Raw genomic sequence first — 18,628 nt, forward strand, 5'->3', positions numbered from 1 at the left:
CCGCCGCCGGCTACAACTTCCGGCGCCTCCTCCGCTGGCTGCAGCTCTTGTTGCGCCAAATCCTCGTCCAGCTCATCCTCCAACTTCAGCTCGTTCCGAACTGAAGTTCAGGTTCTTCACGGACGACCAGTTCACGGTCAATCCGGACGCGCTTACATGCTCCGCTGCAGTCCGGGGATCTGAGCTAGAGACGGTCAGTTCTTGACGATGAGTTTGTTAGCCGAGAGAAATCGCGTGTATGCTGGATAGAGCCCTTGATAGCGTCGCGCGAGACTGCCGAGCCCGACACGACTATAGAGTTGCGCCACATCAATTTTATCAAGATCAACGATGGAGACGAATGGCATACCCAGGAACCGACACATATCCTCCGTCCTTGTATCGTGACAGATGACAAGAGCAGGAACGCCGCGTTGTAGAGCGGCCATGCAGCCGTGAAAGCGACTCCCGAACACGAAATCGTAGTTCTGAACGGTATCGAGCCAGTCATCCACATCGAAGAAGACCCGCACATGATCGGCCGCCCACTTCCGCACGTCGGCCTCGGGGGCGACGTTCGCCAAGAACGTTGCAATTTCCTTTAACGCTTCTTCAGAATTCCGAGCCTGCTTGTCTGCCAGACTGATTTCGGCCTGCTCGCTTTGAGCAACGAAATCCGCATTCCAGGAAAGTCCCGTACCGTAGATTTCGCGCACGAGCCGAAGCATCCGTTCCTTGTCGAATGAATGAGCGACGACGTCTCGCGACGCGTTGATGGAAAGGCGCCTGACTTCTTCGAACGGCCGCTGGGGGAAGTTCATGCCGTGAGGTCCTCCCATGTAGTAAGAAGGGCAGCCGGTCACAGTCACATTGTGTACACCTCGAAGCGCGAGAACTTCTTGCGTGTGGGGGCCGCGAACGCCGATGCTGACGGCACGTTCGGCAACAACCTTCACGAACCGCTCGGTGCCAGGCATCAAGTTTATGTTCGGATCGTAGTTGTTTGATTGAGCTCCGAGACCAACTACCGCCACCGGCAAGTCGGCGCGCTCGATGTATTGCGCCATGCCGCCAAAATCGAATGTTGGAAATAGAAAGTTGGCCGCCGCAACGACAATCATGTCGAAGCGCTCATGCACCGCCCGGGGATCGATACTGTGATCCCACGAGAGGCCGTCGTAGACGATACGATCAAGTAATCCGCGCGCAATCAACTGGTTCCCGGTATTACCTCCGGTCTTCGCCAATTTTGATATTGGATCTTCGCCAACTTGCGCAGAAAAGCTCGGCGTTGCTCCAAGCAGAAAAATTTTCACTGTGCTCCTCCGGAGGCGATATCGATCCTAGACCAAAATGTAGCGCGTTTATTGCTATTGATCACCATCATCCAAATAACTTTGCGGCCACAACAAGGATCGTCACCGCATCTTCATCCTACCTTCCCTTGATCGCTGATTTCCATTGCGCCGCCTCCCCCTCATAGTCAGCCGCAGGCGATCGCCCTTCGCCGCCACCAATTGATAGAAAGTGCGCTTCCGCTGATTTCACCCGACCATCCCTTACGGCTGCCGCGACGTCGGGGTATTTGCCGAGATACCATTCGGCATCCACGGCCGGCCCTCCTCCACGGCGGCCCTCAAAGTAGCCGAAGCCTATGTAGTGCATGTGTGCACTCTCGATCTCCCTACGAGAAACGGCTTTTGCGACGTCGGGATTCTCCCGCAAATAGCTGTCCTCGTCGAACTCGGCAGCGGCTATGGCGATCTGTAACAACAGCTTGAGCAAGCCTGCCGGCACTTTGACTTGGCCGGAACCATCCAAAGCGGACTTGTCGAGGTTTAACGCGCTCATCAACGATTCAGCAGAAGGTACAAACATCAAATCACCCAAAAACGCCCCTAGTTGCAGTAACCGCGATCACCTCTCGGCCGCAGTGCGCGTGGCAGCTCTTGCTGTCCGCTTCGGCTTCTCAGCGTCGGCGGCTGTCGCCAGCAATTGGGCCGACACTTCCTGGAGATAGACCGCCTGGGCTCCCAGTTCCCGCTCTCCAAAGCGGATCCGCTCTCGCGTCAGACGGTGTATGGTGTCGATCTCTTCGATGTGCCTTTGCACTTTCAACGAATGGGTGACGCTCGCCGCATGGCGGCGGTGAACGTTGAGGGGATCCGCGACATAGGCGATTTTCGCGCCCGGCATCTCAAGGGTCTCGAGATAGAGCAGCCAATCGCCAGCCATCCGGAACTCCTTAAGACGGTCACGGCAGGCATTGAGCGCGCGCAACAGCGCCTCTCGGCGCCACAGGACCGAGCTGACATTCAGAATCGTATTCCGAACGCCGAGGTAGCGGGCCACGAAGTCGCGACCATCGAACACCTCGGTCCGCGACAATGCGCCTGGCTCGATTGTAGCGTAATAAGGCTTGTAGCTCGCATAGAGATGGGCTCCATCGGCATCAATGGATTTGGAGTCGGTGAAGCCGAATGTGATGTCGGGGTCACCGCTCATCAATGCGAGCAGACTGGAGATGAAGGTCGGCTCCGAGAGATCGTCGGCCTCGGCGATCCAAAGGAACTCCCCCTTCGCCATCTCGGCAGCCTTGGCCCATTGCGCGAACACCGAGCCGGAATTCTGTTCGTTGATGACGAGCGTGAGATCGCGCTGGCGCTGATCCGCAAGCTTCACGATAACGGAAATGCTGCCATCGGACGAGCAGTCGTCGAGCACGATGACCTCCTCGACCGGATGGTTCTGGTCGAAAATGGTGTAAAGCCGCTCCGGCAGGCAGTGCACGTAGTTGTAGTTCGGCACTGCAACCGACACGGTGGGTAGCGACGGAATTGCAAGCCGCAAGAGATCGCGGACATAGTCCGCGAAAGCGAACTTGGTCTGAATGATTTCGGTCATGCGAGTACGCTCGGCGTCCGATGGCGTCCGGCGCAGAACGTTCTCCACAGCCTGCGCCATCGCTGGCACATCGCAATAGGGCACTACGCGGCCGACATTCTCCTTGAGAAGGAGCCCGGGGATGCCGCCAGAGTCCTGGAACGCAACGACGGGCACGCCGACGCTGAGCGCCTCTAGCGCCACCGTCGGGAACGGATCCTCGCGCGAGGTCAGCGCGTAAACGTCGGAGGCTGAATAGAGCGCCTGCATGTCCGAACGATAGCCGGCGAGATGAAAATGGCCCGTGGCCTCAGCTCGCTTGATCTCCGGTCCGAGCCATTGCAGGAGACCGGGATCGACGCCGCCCGCCCAGCAAAAATGGACATCTGCATTGCGTCGTCGAACCAGATTCCAGACTTGCAAAAACAGGTCAAAGCCCTTGCGCAGATCGGCGTAGCCGACGCTGAGCACCATCTTATCGGCAGCCGAAATGCCAAATTCGGTGCGAACGAGCCCGGCTTCCGTCGGAGCCGGTTCGATCTGCTTGTAACTGCCTTGCGCGCGAATGACGAAACGCTCATCGGTCCCATCAAGCCCAAGCGCTTCGATGAGCTTGTCGCGCACGAAATCCGAGGCGAACACCACACGATGCGCGCTCCCAATCGCCGCGCGCGCGACCTCTTCCAGGTGCTTCTCGTGCAGGATCCGCGGCAATTCGTGGACCAGGGAAACGGTCCGAAAGCCCATTTCGACGAGGAATTTTGCGGCGCGCCCGCTCGCGGCCGTGTTGGCGATGGCCGCTGTAAAGCCCTTTTCCCGGAACTGTCGTAGGGTCGCAGGGATCTCGGAAGCCTGCTTGAGTACGGTGAGCGGCGCGACCGCGGCGTATTCGGCTTCCATCGCTCCGCCCTGAAGCAGGAGAAAGTCGATCTCGATATTGAAGGCGCTGCGCAGCGTCTTGCCGATGTTCAGCAAGAGATGCTGCGCGCCGCTGGGAAACGCATCATGTCCGACCAGCAGAATCTTGGGCACTGACAGATCGCGGGTCAGACCAGTGGCCGCGCGCGCGGTGGCGTTCAGGTAAGCCGAACCGAAATGGAGATCGGGCTCGAGATACGCGCCCTCGCACCATTCGTTCCAGGCATTGATACAGACGAACGATTCGCCAAAAAAGGTATGGGTCTGCGCCTGCTCGACCAGCGCTGACAACCACGCCTCGTATTTCTGCGGGGTCGAGCCCTGGATCACGAGGCCCGAGCCTTGCCGGCGCGCATCGTTGTCCCAACTCGGCACCACCGTCTTGATCAGCGGAAAATTCGGACGCGGCTCATCAAGCGAATATTTGGCGACGTCGTCGTAGCTGTAGATTTGCCCCGCATAGGTATCGTCCAGGATCTTGGCTTCGGAGTTCACCAGCGGCACATATTTGGTAAGCTTGTGCGGCGGAAATTCGATCGCGCCGTCCATGCCGTTCGCAGTTGGATCGTAATCATCAAAACTCTGGCTCATGATGATGATCGGATCTTCGTTGAATCTCTTCGCGAAGATCGCGCGCCAGCGCGCGATGACGTTTGCCGTGTCCGGAATGAGGCGCGGCCGATAAATCATCAGGAGCGGACGGCCCTGGACACGGATGTAGCGTTTGTCCTTGAAGTGCCGATTGAAGTCCGACAACAGGCGCTCGTCATCGTCGGACAGGTAGTCCTGCGAAATCAGGACCTCGCCCTCCATGCCGTCCCACCGCCGTGTCCAGTTTTCGTTGGCCCACATCAAGCAGAACGGCATGTTGATATCGCGCGTCTTCAGGAATTGCTCCAGCGGCTTTTCCAGGAGGCGCTTGCCGTTGAACCAGTAGTAGTAATAGACGAAGCCGTGGATGCCCGCCGCCTTGGCGAACTTCGCCTGCTTGCGCATAGTTTCGACGTCGGCGAGAGAGTAGAAACCGAGGTCGCGCGGAAGCCGCGGCTGGTAGTGATCCTTAAACCGAGGTATGCCGCGCGCAATGTTCGTCCATTCGGTGAAGCCGGTGCCCCACCATTTATCGTTCTCAGGGAAAGCGTGAAACTGCGTCAGATGGTAGGCCAGCACCTTGGCGCGCGGCTTTGCGCCGGCCGGCAATGGACGCAGTTCCTCGAACAGCGGGCTCGGACGGGTGAACCGCTTAATCTCGGCTGGAATGGTGGCTTCGTTCTCCGGAGGTGACGGATAGATGCCATCCTCGTGGCGATGCTCGAGATAGTGCAGAAGTGGATTCTGGTCCGTCTTACCCTTGAAATAGCGCTGAATGTAGAACTTGGTGTCGAACTCCGCCGACGGGTTGCGACCTTCCTTGTAGCCATGAAAGATGAAGTGCTCGAACGGATCGACGCCGGCCGCTGCCACGTCCTGATAGGTCTGACGATAATATTGCGCGTCAAATTCTGGGATCGGGCTGAACGGGCCGAGGCGGTTCTTCAGATAGTGCGCGAGCGGGCTCTCGCCTTCCGGAATGCCGTACTTCTCCCGATACCAGGCCGGCTGAAAATAGGGACTTGGCCGCCGCCCATCGCGCTCGCCGACCGTCGCATAGTGCAGGAACGGATGCGCATTCGCGTCCTGCACATCGGGATAGGTTGTGACGTACCAGATCGGGTCGAAGATCGGATTTGGCTTACGACCTTCCCTGTAGCCATAGAGGAAGAAATGCTCGAACGGATCGGCGCCGACCGCGATCACGTCCGGATAACTCGCGGCGTAGAAATCCTCGTCGAACAGACCGAGGCCCTTGAGGGTGCGCGCGGCATCTGGAAGGTCGGCGGCCGGCGCTGGCTGCTCGACTTCGCGCGGCGGCTCCGTCTGTCTGCTCGCCGGTCCCTCGGCGGCGACCTCCTTCGCAGAACTGTTTAGTTTTGTGGCGCCCGGCTCTGACCTGGATTGCAGCCTTGCGGCGGCGCTGCGCCTCGCCCGAGGTTCTCTTTGACCGGCGTCGCGCGCGAGCTTCGAAAGGAAATCAGCCATTGTTACTCACTCATGCATTGGGCGCTTCGTTCCGCACTGGCAGACTAGCGCAAAGCTTCTGTCTCCAGTGTAAAAGTCCCGTCGCTTGTCGCGCCGATCGACTGGAGGCGCCGCACGGCGCCTTCATTGCGTTGCCGAGCCGCGTATTGGTACCAATTGACCGCTGCGTCGCGATCTTGCGCGGTGCCTCGGCCCGACATCAACGCGTCGCCCAGCGCAACCTGCGCTTCCGCCATGCCTCGCTCGGCGGCCCTCTGAAACCATTCCGTCGCCGTCGTCACGTCAGCCTCGCGCCCCTGTCCCCTCCCGAGCATCACGGCGAGGTTGTACTGCGCGACCGTATGTCCCTGCTCCGCAGCGGCTTCGTACCAGTTCACACCCTCTGCAAGATCCAGGCCCACTCCGTAGCCCGTGCAGTACATGACGGCCAGTTCGAATTGCGCCGCTGCATGCCCCGCGCGCGCCGCCTTGGTCATCCACGATGATGCTGCCTGCGCATTCCCCACGCCGCTCTTCGAATCCAGATGGAGAAGTCCCAGCATGTACTGCGCCTCGACATGGCCGGCATCCGCCGCCCGCGTGAGCCATGGGGTGGCGCCTAGCATATCGGCGGTCCCGCCGAACTTACCCATCTTCAGCGCGCCCAGTTGAAACGCCGCCGGGGGATGACCGGCCTCGGCGGCCTCTCCCAACAAAGAGTGCGCGCGTGCAACGTCATCATCGGACGCATTCTGATGAAGCAGGAAGAGCGCATAGGCGGTCTTGGCGTCAGGATCTCCGCTACCGGCGGCCCTGCTCAACCATTCCGACGCCATTTCCTGATCTTTTGGAACGCCCGCACCGGTCGAATAGAGCTTGCCGAGTTGCACCTGTGCGGCGCTGATGCCGCCATCTGCGGCACGTTCGAACCATTTGATCGCGGCCTCCACGTTGCGCTGAACGCCGGAGCCGTTGAGATAGAAGATCGCAACGTTGAATGCCGCAGTGGCATGGCCATTTTCGGCCGCGCGCTCGAACCATTTCGCGGCCTGACGAATGTTGGGCGAGACACCGACACCAGTCGCATAGAACCGGCCGACGAAGAATTGCGCCCGCACATCGCCCCGCTCGGCGGCCTTCTCGTACCAAACGGCCGCCTCCCGCAAATCGGGCTCGGCAACGGCTCCGTTCGAATAGAATTCCGCGAGTGCCTGAATTGCCGGAAGGTAATCCTTCCGCGCCGCCTTGCGCAGCGCGGTCTCGGCGCGATCGAGGTCTTTGGCGACGCCCTTGCCGCTGAGCCGTAACAGACCGATGTTGTAGAGTGCGATCGGATCATCATGCGTGGCCGCACTCTGGAACAGGCGAGCAGCCTCAGTCGGGTTCTCGGGCAAGCCCATACCCTTCAACGTCATGAATGCGAGCCCAATCTGCGCCCTCACGTGATCCTGCGCGGCGGCCTTGCCATACCAGATCGCAGCCTGCGCGAAATCGACGAGTACGCCGCGTCCCTGATAATAGACATCGCCGAGCGCGAACTCAGCCGGAGCAAATTTCTGATTAGCCGCCGCCTGATACCACCGAAGTGCAGCAGCGAAGTCCTTCGTGCACCCCTGCCCTTCGCTGTAGAGATTGCCCAGGATGGTCTGAGCATCCGCTTTGCCGGCTTCGGCCGCGGCTGATATCCAGCGAAACGCGGCGCAAATATCCTTAACGACACTGGTCCCGTGCGGGAATATCAGGTGATGCACATTCGACGCGGTATCGCCCAATCGCGCGGCGGAGGATTGACGCCAGATCTCCGGCCTATTCGGTCCGAGGCTGGCGTTGACTCCGTACAGATAGATCAGGCCGAGTTGATATTGCGCCTCGGCGTGACCTCGCTGTGCCGCCCGTTCGTACCACACCGCCGCGTCCGGAATGCTGCCCGCCACTCCCAGGTTCTTGGCGTAGAGCATGCCGATCCGATAGTCCGCTTCCGCGTTGCCGTTTTGCGAGGCACGCTTCCAGAGCTTAAGTGCCTCCAGATAGTGACCGCGCTCGAACGCTGCCTCTGCGGGACCAAGCCGCCTTTCGTCAGATCTGTGAGACGCGGGGCGAAGCCATTGGAGGAGCGATCGGGTCAATGCCGTCATGGCTCACGCATGGCCTCCCGGATGCCCTTCAGCATTCCGCCAAGCAGATACATTCCGACCGCACGCGTGCCGACATGGACGTCTCCCGCAAGCGTCATGCCGGGAATCAGGCGGAAGTTTTTCGGAACATCCTTGAAGTTGGTCGAGTCCACCGAGCACCGCGCCTTGTAGTAGGCCTCGATAGGCTTTCCATCGTCGTCGGTGGTGAAGGCGCCCTCGCTGATCCAGCGCACTTTGCCGTCGGCTGTACCATGCTCCGCGGCATTGAACGCATCAATCCGCATCGTGCACGGGTCTCCGGGCCGGATGAAACCGACATCGCGCGAGGCAATGCGAATTTCAGCCTCGAGCTTGGTATCGGTCGGCATCAGGGTAATGAAGGGATCGCCGGGCTTCAGCACCGACCCGACCGAGAGCCTTGCCATCGTCAACACGACTGAGTCTTCGGCGGCGGTCAATCGGACCAGATCCTGGTGCCTGAGCGCCTTCTCATAAGAGGCTCTCGCCTCGTCGAGCTTGTTGCGGGTCGTCACGAGATCCTGACTCAGTTGCGCAAACCATTGCTGCTTGAAGGCGTCACGGTCCGCGATTGACGCGGCGAGCGTATTCTGGGCTTCGATTAGACTGTTATGGGTATTCTCCAGGGTCCGCAGCAATTCAAGCCTTGTGTCCTGAGAGATAAACATATTGAGCTGCGAGCCCGTGCCGTGCTCGGCCAGCGTGGTTCGCATGGTCTCGATCTTCTGCAAGATCTCGTCACGCTGCCGATATCTCGCATCGTCCCCGCGAAGTTTCTCCATTGTCGCTTGGGTCTGCTTGATCTTCGAATCGAAACTATTGATCTGCGCGGTATATTGCGCTGTCCGCTGATCATAGAGCGCCTTCTGCAAGGCTGCGTATTTCTGGTAGTCCGGGTCTGTCTTGCTCGCAAAAACCAGCGGATGCTGGTTCAGCTCGGCTTCATCGCGCGCCACCTGAGTCTCGAGGCTAGCGATCTGCAACTTCGCCTGGGTCAGGTCCGCCGACGTAAAGGTCGCGTCCAGGGTTGCAATAAGCTGTCCCGGTTGGACCTGCTCGCCTTCCCGCACGTCAATCGTCTTAATGATCGATGGATCCAGCGCCTGAAGGACGCTGATCTGTCCCACCGGCACGATCCGCCCCCCAACGCTGGTGATGACGCGATCTATCCGCGTCAGAGCCAGAATGGCAACGATCGTGACCAGGAAGGCCGAGAGCACAAACAGCGTTGCTCGTGCGACCAGTGGCTCAGCCTCCTCTCGGATCGCATCCGTTTCCGATTGAAATTGGCGAACGGTCGCAAGCGCACCATCAGGAGACAAGCGTCGGACTCCCGGATCTTGAACGATCGTTGCGGGCTGCCGGCGCCAAATGCATGTTCTGCTGATACCACAGCGAGCTGTAGATATCGTTGCGCGCCATGAGCTCCTCATGCCGCCCGACATCGTCGACCACACCACGATTAAGCACGAGAATTGCGTCCGCCTTTGTCAGGGACGACAGGCGATGCGAGATGATGATCAGCGTCCGGCCATGCGCGATGCGCGTTATGTTGGCGTTCACGATCGCCTCGCTGTCGGCGTCCAGCGCGCTTGTCGCCTCATCGAGAATCAGGATCGGCGGGTTGACGATCAACGCACGCGCAATCGCAAGCCGCTGCCGCTGCCCTCCCGAGAGGTTCGGCGAACCTTCATAGATATGCGTCTCGTAGCCACGCGGCAGCTTGTCGATGAATTCTTCCGCGCCCGCCAGCCTCGCCGCCCTGACCACATCATCGAACGACGCGTCCGGCTTGGCCGCGGTGATGTTTTCGCGGATGGTCCCACTGAACAGAAAATTCTCCTGGAGCACCACACCCACGTTGCGACGGAGATGGTCGATGTCGTACTCGCGAACGTCGATGCCATCGATCTTGATCAATCCCTCATAGTCGGAATGCAGCCGCTGCAGCAGACGCGTAACCGTGGTCTTGCCGGATCCGCTCTTGCCCATCACGCCCAAAGTCGTCCCCACCGGAATTTCGAAGGAGATGTTGTTCAGCGTGGGCGATAGCGCTCCCTTGTATTTGAAGGTGACGCCGGAGAACTCCACCTTGCCCTCGAGCGGCGAACGCACACCATGGCCGGAACGTCCCTCTTCCGCCGGAAGGTTGACGAGATTGCCGACGATTGCAACCGCACTTCGCGCCTCGTCGTATTGATTGATGAGCTGTGCCATCTGCATCAGCGGACCCGAGACGCGCTGCGACAGCAGCAGGAATGAGAACAGCGCCCCGATATAGACCGGGTCGTTGCTTTCGAGCGCTAGATAGACTCCGAGCGCATAGGAGCCGCTGACGGCCAGCCGCTCCAGCGGACGCACCACCGACTGGATGGCGTTTCCAGTCATGCCTTCCACGAGCCGGGCCTTGGCAACGCGTGCGACCAGAACATCCCACATGTGGCGCTGCCGCGTATCGAGCGCGAGCGACTTGATCGTCCGGATGCCATTCAAGGTTTGAACCAAGAATGCGCCCTGCGCGCCCTCCGCGGCCAGCACGCCAGTAGACGCCTTGCGGTAATTCGGCAACATCAGGACGAGCCACGCGACGATCAATGCCGACAAGGCGAGAACCACGAACGTCATGACGGGGCTGAAGAAGAACATGACGGGCAGGAAAAACATCAGCGTCGTAGAGTCGAGAATGGTGCCGAACAATTGCCCCATCAGGAACGAGCGGATGCGAAAGACTTCGCGAATGTCGCGCGCGACGAGGCCGACGGCCGTCTGCTCGAAATAGTCGATGGGAAGATTGAGGACCTTTTCGAAGACGTAGGTCGACAATTTGACGTCCAGCCTGGTCGTCAAGCGATGGACAAGGAACTGTCTCAAGAACGAGAACGCCGCCTCGAAGGCTATGACCACCAACATCGCAACACAGAGCACATAGAACGTGTTGTACGCCTTGTAGAAGATCACCTTGTCCGACAACAAGCGCCAGAACATGATCGGCGCCAGGCCGAGAAGCCCGAGGATCACGGCGGCAATCGCGACATCGCGGACCATGCGGCGTTCGCGAAACAATAGCGCGGCTACGAGGCCGAAACTGAACGGCTGCGCTTCGTCAGATATCTCGTAGTTGCGTTTGATCAGGACGAGATCGCCGGACCAGATATCTTCAAATCGTGGCTGGTCGATCACGAGCAGCGCGTCTTCCGCGGCATTCGGATCCCTCAGCACGATGCGCGTATTGTGGGCATCTCCATCGACACGCAGGAGCACCATGTGGCTCCCATTGCGAAGCCGAACGATGACCGGGAGCGCCTTCTTCAGATGAGACAGTCCGCCCCAATCGAGCTTGACGCACTTCGCGCGTATGCCCGCTTTCTCCGCGCAGCGGACAAGCTGATGGAGTGTGACGTTCTCGTCCGGCAAAAGGTTGTCTTGAATGAGCTGTGAGGACGTGAGGTGCAGCCCGTACTGTCGTGCGACGATAATCAGGCACCCCAGTGCCGATGCGGGTGCTGCATCGGCGAGGTTCTGGTCATCGACACCGTGGACGGTCATGGAGGTCAAGCTACCTGCCATCTATGTTAATGCTTTCACGTTCCACTGTGAGCATAACAGTTAGCGGCACAAAAGCCAGCAGACTTATCGCCGAAATTGTGGGAAATGATTGGTCACACTCACAGATATGTCAGGACCGGGCTTCCTGAAAATTGAAGCCGGATTCTAACAAAGACCTCTGGATGGCCTCGCCGTCGGCCTCGGGCATCAGCGCGAGCGCACAAACCTCGAAATTTTGGGTGCTGACCGAAACGGTCGGAAACCCGGCCATCAGGAGGAGATTACCGAGTCGCTCGGCCGTAAATCCGGTGCGGTGGGCCATGTGGACGCGCCCCTCCTCGATCGCGCGCGAATGTCCATAAAGCATGTCCAGCGGGCTGATCGGCCCCGCCGGCGAATGATAGGCTATTGCGCCGATGCTACCATGCTGGACTATGAATTGAGCGACCGACTGCACATCCGGGCACATGATCAAGGCGAAACCATCAGGCTTAAGGATCTGGTGGAATTGCCGCAATGTAGGATATACCTCGTGGGCATACAGGTGCTCGAGCACGTGCGATGTCCACACCGCGTCGAAGGACTGAGGCTTGAACGCGCCACTCAACTCAAGGATCGAGCCGATCACATCTGGTTTGACGTTCGGGTCGATGTCGAACCGGGTCTCTTCCCAACCATGGTTGAGCATCATCCGGGCGATGCGCTGTGCCGGACCGGATCCTGAGCCCGCGTTGAGCAATTGCCTCATCGTGAGAGACTATAATCCGTGCCCGCACCGGGTGAGAGGGCCAGACGATAACATTGGCAAACCACAACACAGGCACCAGCGAAGGGACATCGTACATAACATGCGAAAGCGCTCAGCTCAAAGGCAAAGCCCCGCCATGAGCGGGGCTTTCTCAATGCAACTTGCGGGCGCCGGTTCAGAGCTTCGGCAGCTGCACGTCTCCATCGGTGAAGTGGAGATATTCGACGCCACTGACCACCACCGTCTGGCTACCCTCGAAGTGCAGCGTGTAGGATTTTGTCTTCTCGTCGACATCGACCTTGGTAACCTCAAAGGAGGAGCGATCGGCGAAATCCACGGTGTCCGAGCCCGCGCCGCCTATAATCGTATCATTTCCAGTGTGGGTCTGAAGATGGAATGTATCGTTGCCGTTTCCTCCCTGCAGCGTCGAGTTCGCTCCCGACTCGCCGTAGACCCAGAAGACGTCATTGCCGTCACCGCCCTCAAAGACATCGCCCTGGACGCCAATTAGCGTATCGTTGCCATCGCCACCAATAAGCGTGCTGCGGCCCGACGATAGATCTCGCAGAATGTCGTTGCCGCTGCCGCCTGCGAGCAGCTGAGCGCCGCTGCCCGCCTCAAGATAGTCGTTCCCGCTGCCGCCGTCCAAAGTGTCGTTGCCGCTGCCACCGTAGATACTGTCGTTGCCTCCACCGCCGAAAAGTGAGCTGTTACCGTGTCCGCCGCGGATCGCGTCGTTGCCGCTACCGCCATAGACCGTGTCGTTCCCAAAATCATACAGGTTTACGCTATCGGAACCTTTTCCCATAGCGATGAACACATCATTATGTCCGCCAATCACATCGAGCCTCTTGCCGCCGGCGTCATCGAAAATAATCGCCTTCAGGTTTGGCGTGGTCTCGACGGTGGTTGACTGCGCAATGTCGAGGATCTGAACGCCTGTTGGAACGGCCCCCGAGAACGGCCCAGACTGAAACGCAGCCTTCGAAGTATCGCCAGGATGATCGCTGTAGACTCCGCTACGTTCTAGCGAATCGATCAGTGCCGACCTGACGCTCGCCTCAATGTGATTTCCGTTTTGATGGAGAAATCGATCCAGTTCGGTTTTCGTCAGGTAAGATATAGCCATGGGACGCCCTCTCGGTTCTTGTTGGGGACGGACGAAGCGATGCTCCGATTATCTCGAAGAGCTTAACTTGAGAAGGACCATTCAGCCGCCACTCAGGATTGAGAAGATAACAAACCCGCTGTGAATGTTATTTGGAATGTTAAGGCTGTGAGCTGTGGGTGTCAAGGATGAAATAGATCCGACTTGCCATATTCATTTCACTTAGCCTCGCGAGTTTGGCGATCTGCTTGGCGGCTCCGGCTTCCGAGCCAACACTGCGGGTCCGGGAGGGATATTGCTATCCCCCCCAGGAAAGGCTGGGATCAGCCTCGGCTGCGCCCGATCAGGTCCGCCCCAGCACGAACCCCTCGTTGGACGTTGGACCGCTTCTGCAGTCGTTGCTCCGCGCCCAATGGTCGTTCTTGCTGCTGTGCAAGAATGGCCCCACGAGCTTCGCCGACGCCAGGTGGGCACGTGAAGAGGCGCGATCAGGTTGCGACGTGCTTGCCCCCGCAGAGGCATGGATGCCGGACAATCATGGCACGTGACGAAGTAAACTGGCTGCTCCGATTGAAGACTCTTGCGCGGCAACGACTTGCCAGCGATCCAGACCACTGAGATGGAACCAAGATCTCAAAATGTAACGCAAGGACGATTTCCTCCATTTGCTGCCCAAGCACACATTGCGATTGAGCTCCCCTCTCGCCGAGCTGCTTCAGCTCGATCATCAGCAGCCCCTCGGACTTCTTCTCCGTCTTCAGCTGATGGGCTACTTGGGCAATCCCGGCCTTCGGGAAGTCTTTGCCGGCAAACCCCGTTGCTGCCCAGTAGCGCCTCTGGAGCATCCGAAAATTTGAAGGCAGTCATCATGCTCTTCCCAGATAGGATCCACCAAGTTTGTTTCCGTTCAGACCGATGGCGTCAAAATGCTAGTAGATTCAGCGTTATTAAATCATGGTAGCCTTAACAAACGGTCGTTGTATCATCACTTGTAGGTTAGCAGACATTGTTTGTATGTTGTTTGACATAAGCCCGCCCTTCTGTTCAAGCTGGCGGCGAGTTACTTGGTCGGAATTCGCTCTAGTCCGAATGAAAAAACATTCTCGTCAAGAGATCAAACTGAAACTCGCTCGGGCGGATGAATTGGCCCGAGCAGGCAGCTCTCAGGTGGCCATCTGTAAGACGCTCGGCGTGAGCGTTATGACGCTCCATCGTTGGCGGAAACTGCCGCTCAGCGAGGACGTCAGGCAATCTTCGGTGGGACCTAACTCGGGCAGGAATCTGCCTCCTCCTCGTGCTAGCCTGGATGAAATGCGTCGTGCATTGGAAGAGCTTACGGTCGAGAACCGGCGTCTCCGCAAACTTGTCACGGATCTGATGCTTGAGAAGATGACACTTGAAGAGGCTTCGGCACCCAGCCTTGCTTCTGGCCGAGTACACGATCCTTGACCCGAGCTTGTTCATGTCTCGGTGCAAAAGTTGATGCGTGTGCAAAAAAAGCCCCCGTCCGGCGGATTTGGGGGAACTATCGGCTATGGGCTGCCGAGTTTTTGTAAGCGTCGTTCTCAGGCTGTCATTCGGGTGCAATATTGGCTCTGACTCATATGTGGAACGTATATGGACCCAGCCCGATTGCAACGACCGGCTTGATCAGGATCGACGGTCACAACTGCAGACGTATATCCGGCTTCTTGATGCGGCTGGACAACGTCTCCGCCGCGAGCCTCGATGGTTTTCGCCCGCTTCCACCTCAACCGCCCCGAGACATCGGCGCAAGCCGTGCCGGTCCACACATCAGGTTCGGGAAGCGACGGGGTGACCGTTTCGCCATCTCCTGCCATTTGTTGCAATTGCCGGGTGAGACCTCCTTTCCTTGATTGCCGCTTCGCTTCAGGCCGCCTTCACCGACAGCGCCGGCTCATAAGCTGCGTCGCCTGTGAGCATAGCCCACACGATCCGCGCATTCTTGTTGGCAAGAGCCACGGCCGCGACATTGGGATGGCGCCGTTGCCGGATTTTGCCGAGCCAGAGGCTTCGCGGATCCTGCTTGCCAGTGGCCCGGCTTAAAGCGGCGCGAGCTCCGTGAATCATCAGCGTCCGCAGGTATCGATCGCCGCGTTTGCTGATGCCGAACAAGCGGGACCGCCCTCCACTGGATCGCTGCTTCGGCACCAGGCCAAGCCAAGCCGCGAACTGGCGGCCGTTCTTGAAACAGCTTCTATCGCCCACGGCGGCGATCAAGGCTGTTGCCGTCACAGGTCCGACGCCTTCGATTTTGCCGAGCCGCTGGCACTGCTCATTCGTACGGAAGATTTCCCTTATCCGCCGGTCATAGGCTGCAACGCGGGTATCAAGCTCGGACAACTCCTCTTGCAATTCCCTCATGAGCGCTCGGAGCATCTCGCTGAGGCCATTGATGTTCCCTACGATGACAGCGAGGCCGCGCCGCAGCTGCGCGATGTCACGGGCAATGACAATGCCATGCTCGGACAGAAGACCGCGAATCTGGTTAGCGAGCCTGACCCGGTCGGCGACCAGGCGTCGGCGAATGCGGTGGACAGCCTGTACCGCCAGCTGATCGGTTGATTTCGGTGGCACGAATCGCATGGACGGACGGCCGACCGCTTCGCCCGCCCGGCGGCGCGTTCGGAGGGCGTGATGCGTCGCCATTTTCGTTACTCCTAGCACTAGTTGCTCCCTTTACTGATGGCCATCCCGTTCGCCTCATGCGCGATCGGTTCGATCAGTTCCGTCTGGGTCTCAAGCGTCCGGGGGTAAAGATGACGGGCGCCATAACTGTTGGGTCCGATATGTCGCTGCAGTGCGTGCAGATGGCGATGAACTTCAACGGCGGCGGGTTGAAGAATCTATCTCCTTATGTTGCGAACCTAGCAGCATTGGCCATTGGCGGAGCATACGAGGTTCCTCTGGCGAGCCTGGATGCTCAGTCAATGAAAACCCAGGATATTCCAGGAGGATCTCAGCGAGGTTTCGGTGGCCCAGAGGCTTTCTTTGCAATCGAAACTGCGCTTGATGATATCGCAGCCGTCAAATCGTGGGACCCATTTGCACTTCGACGCGCCAATCTTGCGAAGTCGACGAGCGCAACCGTCGTCGGTGGACAATTCAATCAAGAACTTCGGCTTGATGAACTTCTTGACAGGGCGGAAGCCCATCCACTGTGGGCGCAGCGCGCAGATATAAAGGAAGAGTATGCTGGGCGCGGTGAGAGCTACGGCACAGGATTCGCCGTGTCGGCGCAAGCTTATGGCACCGAGGCGGACGGGGTCGTAGCCGCGGTCCACCTCGAGAAGAACGGCTCGATAACAGTCCGGACGAACGCGGTTGATTTCGGAAACGGATCTGCAACTACGCTTTCGCGTGGTTACTGGGGCCGTTTTAGGCACCAATGCAGAAACGGTGTCCGCTAGCGACTACACGCTCTTCGGGCAGACGGGCCTGACACCAAGCTATACGCCGGATTGGGATAATCCTCTGTCCACCGCGAAAGGGGTTGGGTCTTCATCGGCATGCCTAACTGGCTTTCACCAAGTCCACGCTGTGCAGGAAACCGCGCGAGCCTACATGCACAGCGCGATTTTGCCGGCGGCAAGGCTGCTGTGGAATAAGCCAAATCTCGCGTTTGAGGATGTCGTTTGGGCCGAAGGGCACCTCGTCACCAAGCAATACGGTTTCGAGCCGCTAGGTCATACGCGCCTCGCAGATGCGGTCTATTCCCACGGCCTTCCCAGCGGAGTCCTTGGACACGCCTTTTTCCAGGGAAGTTGGGTGTCGGCTAGCTACGCCTTGGCGGGCCTGCCGGTGAGGTTAGAGCTAGATGGAGATCACGCTATACTCGTCGGTAGATGGTGGGCGGAGCCGAATTGATCGGAGCAACACTCAAAGGCCGCCAGCGAGCGCATCCCGTGCTTCGCGAACGGTTTGGGCCCCTTGTGCCAACATCGCGGCGCTTGTCGTTGATCGTTCGACGGGAGTCACGAGGATCGAAAATGTAGTCAGCATCTTGAATGCCGGCCATGTGCACGTTCCCGAACTAGTATCTGGACAATCGCAAGGGGGCGTCGCGATGGCAATCGGATACACACTATTCGAAGACATGCCGGACGGGCTCGTAGGTCCTGCCGGCGGCACTTGGAATTTGAACCGGTATCACGTCCCGAGGTTAGCTGATGTGCCCCACCGTTCACATTATGAGCGGGGGCGTCGGGGCCAAGAATTGATCATCTTGCCCGAGGTGTCTGGGGATGGTGGAAAAGGACGTGGCATCGCCGAAGCAGTTATGTGTTCTGTGGATCCTGCGATCTCAAACGCCCTCCGCGATGCTCTCGGCGTTCGCTACTCGTCTCTGCCTATTACACCTGCAAAGATCTTAGCTGGACTCGCAAAATGACTGTCGGATTCACGGTAAATGGCGTCTCCCATAGCGTCGCTGAAGATAGGCGAGACGATAAACTTATCGATTTTCTTCATGATGATCTCAATCTGACTGGCACCAAGTTGTGCTGCGGCATCGCTATCTGTCGCGCTTGCACTGTTTCGGTGAAGAAGCCTCCAAACCAGGACGCGACGCCCAGTTTGGCATGCTCTACTCCTCTCTGGATATTGAACGGCGCAGAGATCAAGACGATCGAAGGTGTTGCGTCGGCCGATTCATTGACGCCTATCCAGGACGCGTTTCTCGCGAACTTTGCCTTTCAATGTGGGTATTGCACGCCAGGTTTCGTAATCGCGGCTCAGATACTGGTGGATCGATTGGCGGCAGCGCCCACGAGGCCTGCCGATCTGGACGCTCAAATCGAGTATGCGCTTGGTGGACACATCTGCCGATGTACTGGTTATGTGCGGTATTTCGAAGCGGCGAAAAAGACTGCAGAGATAATGCTTAAGGGAAAGAGTTAGAGCCATGTGGGGGCTTCCGACAATCATGCTCCTTTCCGCCTTAGTCTATGCGTCGTCAGTTCATGCGGATTCAGATGCTGCTCTATACGCATCTGCCTGTGGCCGCTATAGGGCCGATACCAGCGTTTTCTTGCGCGGACGGCGTGCCGGTACCAATTACTTCCAATGGCGCTCCTGTTAGCCCGAAGTGAGCTGGTCCCGCAAATCTGAACAGCGCGATAAGTGGAGTTTCTGCCTGACGGCGGGCAAGATTGACCCGCGAATCAGGAGAGACGATGAGCAGACGAGCACGGCGGAACCACACTCCGGCTTTCA

General features: G+C 58.6%; 12 protein-coding genes and 2 pseudogenes. 4 read left to right on the forward strand and 10 right to left on the reverse strand.

What is annotated here, in order from left to right; translation table 11 throughout:
• Positions 1–194: 194 nt before the first annotated feature.
• The 8 genes from AC066S_RS37420 to AC066S_RS37455 all read right to left on the reverse strand — a co-directional run bounded on the left by AC066S_RS37420 (position 195) and on the right by AC066S_RS37455 (position 13,414).
• Positions 195–1,295, reverse strand: a complete 1,101-nt coding sequence (locus AC066S_RS37420) for a polysaccharide pyruvyl transferase family protein (protein WP_126262091.1) — start codon at positions 1,293–1,295, stop codon at positions 195–197.
• Positions 1,296–1,413: 118 nt separating this feature from the next.
• On the reverse strand, positions 1,414–1,869 hold the full coding sequence (locus AC066S_RS37425; RefSeq protein WP_235884937.1) for a hypothetical protein: 456 nt from the start codon (positions 1,867–1,869) through the stop codon (positions 1,414–1,416).
• 27 nt (positions 1,870–1,896) lie between these two features.
• Entirely contained in the window at positions 1,897–5,859 is a 3,963-nt protein-coding gene (locus tag AC066S_RS37430) for a glycoside hydrolase family 99-like domain-containing protein (RefSeq protein ID WP_235884938.1), read from the reverse strand.
• 44 nt (positions 5,860–5,903) lie between these two features.
• The gene (locus tag AC066S_RS37435) at positions 5,904–7,973 is read right to left on the reverse strand and encodes a tetratricopeptide repeat protein (protein WP_126262092.1); all 2,070 of its coding nucleotides are present in this window, start codon (positions 7,971–7,973) and stop codon (positions 5,904–5,906) included.
• On the reverse strand, positions 7,970–9,313 hold the full coding sequence (locus AC066S_RS37440; protein ID WP_126262093.1) for an HlyD family type I secretion periplasmic adaptor subunit: 1,344 nt from the start codon (positions 9,311–9,313) through the stop codon (positions 7,970–7,972). The genes AC066S_RS37435 and AC066S_RS37440 overlap by 4 nt, the downstream gene beginning before the upstream one ends.
• The gene (locus AC066S_RS37445; RefSeq protein ID WP_126262094.1) at positions 9,303–11,537 is read right to left on the reverse strand and encodes a peptidase domain-containing ABC transporter; all 2,235 of its coding nucleotides are present in this window, start codon (positions 11,535–11,537) and stop codon (positions 9,303–9,305) included. Before AC066S_RS37445 ends, AC066S_RS37440 begins: the two co-directional genes overlap by 11 nt.
• Before the next feature lie 130 nt (positions 11,538–11,667).
• Entirely contained in the window at positions 11,668–12,285 is a 618-nt protein-coding gene (locus AC066S_RS37450) for a class I SAM-dependent methyltransferase (protein ID WP_126262095.1), read from the reverse strand.
• 175 nt (positions 12,286–12,460) lie between these two features.
• Entirely contained in the window at positions 12,461–13,414 is a 954-nt protein-coding gene (locus AC066S_RS37455; RefSeq protein ID WP_126262096.1) for a calcium-binding protein, read from the reverse strand.
• A 1,068-nt stretch (positions 13,415–14,482) separates the two neighbouring features.
• Between AC066S_RS37455 and AC066S_RS37460 the strand changes: the two genes are divergently transcribed.
• The gene (locus tag AC066S_RS37460) at positions 14,483–14,842 is read left to right on the forward strand and encodes a transposase (protein WP_126262097.1); all 360 of its coding nucleotides are present in this window, start codon (positions 14,483–14,485) and stop codon (positions 14,840–14,842) included.
• A 441-nt stretch (positions 14,843–15,283) separates the two neighbouring features.
• On the opposite strand, the pseudogene AC066S_RS37465 reads toward AC066S_RS37460, so the two are convergent.
• A pseudogene (locus AC066S_RS37465) lies at positions 15,284–16,021 on the reverse strand (IS110 family RNA-guided transposase); the annotation flags it as partial.
• On the opposite strand from AC066S_RS37465, the gene AC066S_RS37470 reads away from it, so the two are divergent.
• From AC066S_RS37470 to AC066S_RS37480, 3 genes are all read left to right on the forward strand, one after another.
• Positions 15,985–16,824, forward strand: a complete 840-nt coding sequence (locus AC066S_RS37470) for a molybdopterin cofactor-binding domain-containing protein (RefSeq protein WP_164719170.1) — start codon at positions 15,985–15,987, stop codon at positions 16,822–16,824. The pseudogene AC066S_RS37465 and the gene AC066S_RS37470 sit on opposite strands and share 37 nt — an antisense overlap.
• A 407-nt stretch (positions 16,825–17,231) precedes the next feature.
• Positions 17,232–17,804 carry a molybdopterin cofactor-binding domain-containing protein gene (locus tag AC066S_RS37475; RefSeq protein WP_126262241.1) on the forward strand — a complete coding sequence of 191 codons (573 nt, stop codon included), beginning with the start codon at positions 17,232–17,234 and terminating at the stop codon, positions 17,802–17,804.
• A complete protein-coding gene (locus AC066S_RS37480; RefSeq protein WP_126262240.1) occupies positions 17,801–18,313 on the forward strand; it encodes a (2Fe-2S)-binding protein in 513 nt (170 codons plus the stop codon). The genes AC066S_RS37475 and AC066S_RS37480 overlap by 4 nt, the downstream gene beginning before the upstream one ends.
• A gap of 82 nt (positions 18,314–18,395) precedes the next feature.
• Here AC066S_RS37480 and AC066S_RS37485 read toward each other — a convergent pair.
• Positions 18,396–18,628, reverse strand: a pseudogene (locus AC066S_RS37485) (hypothetical protein); the annotation flags it as partial.

The organism is Bradyrhizobium sp. CFUWI (genome assembly GCF_056429085.1).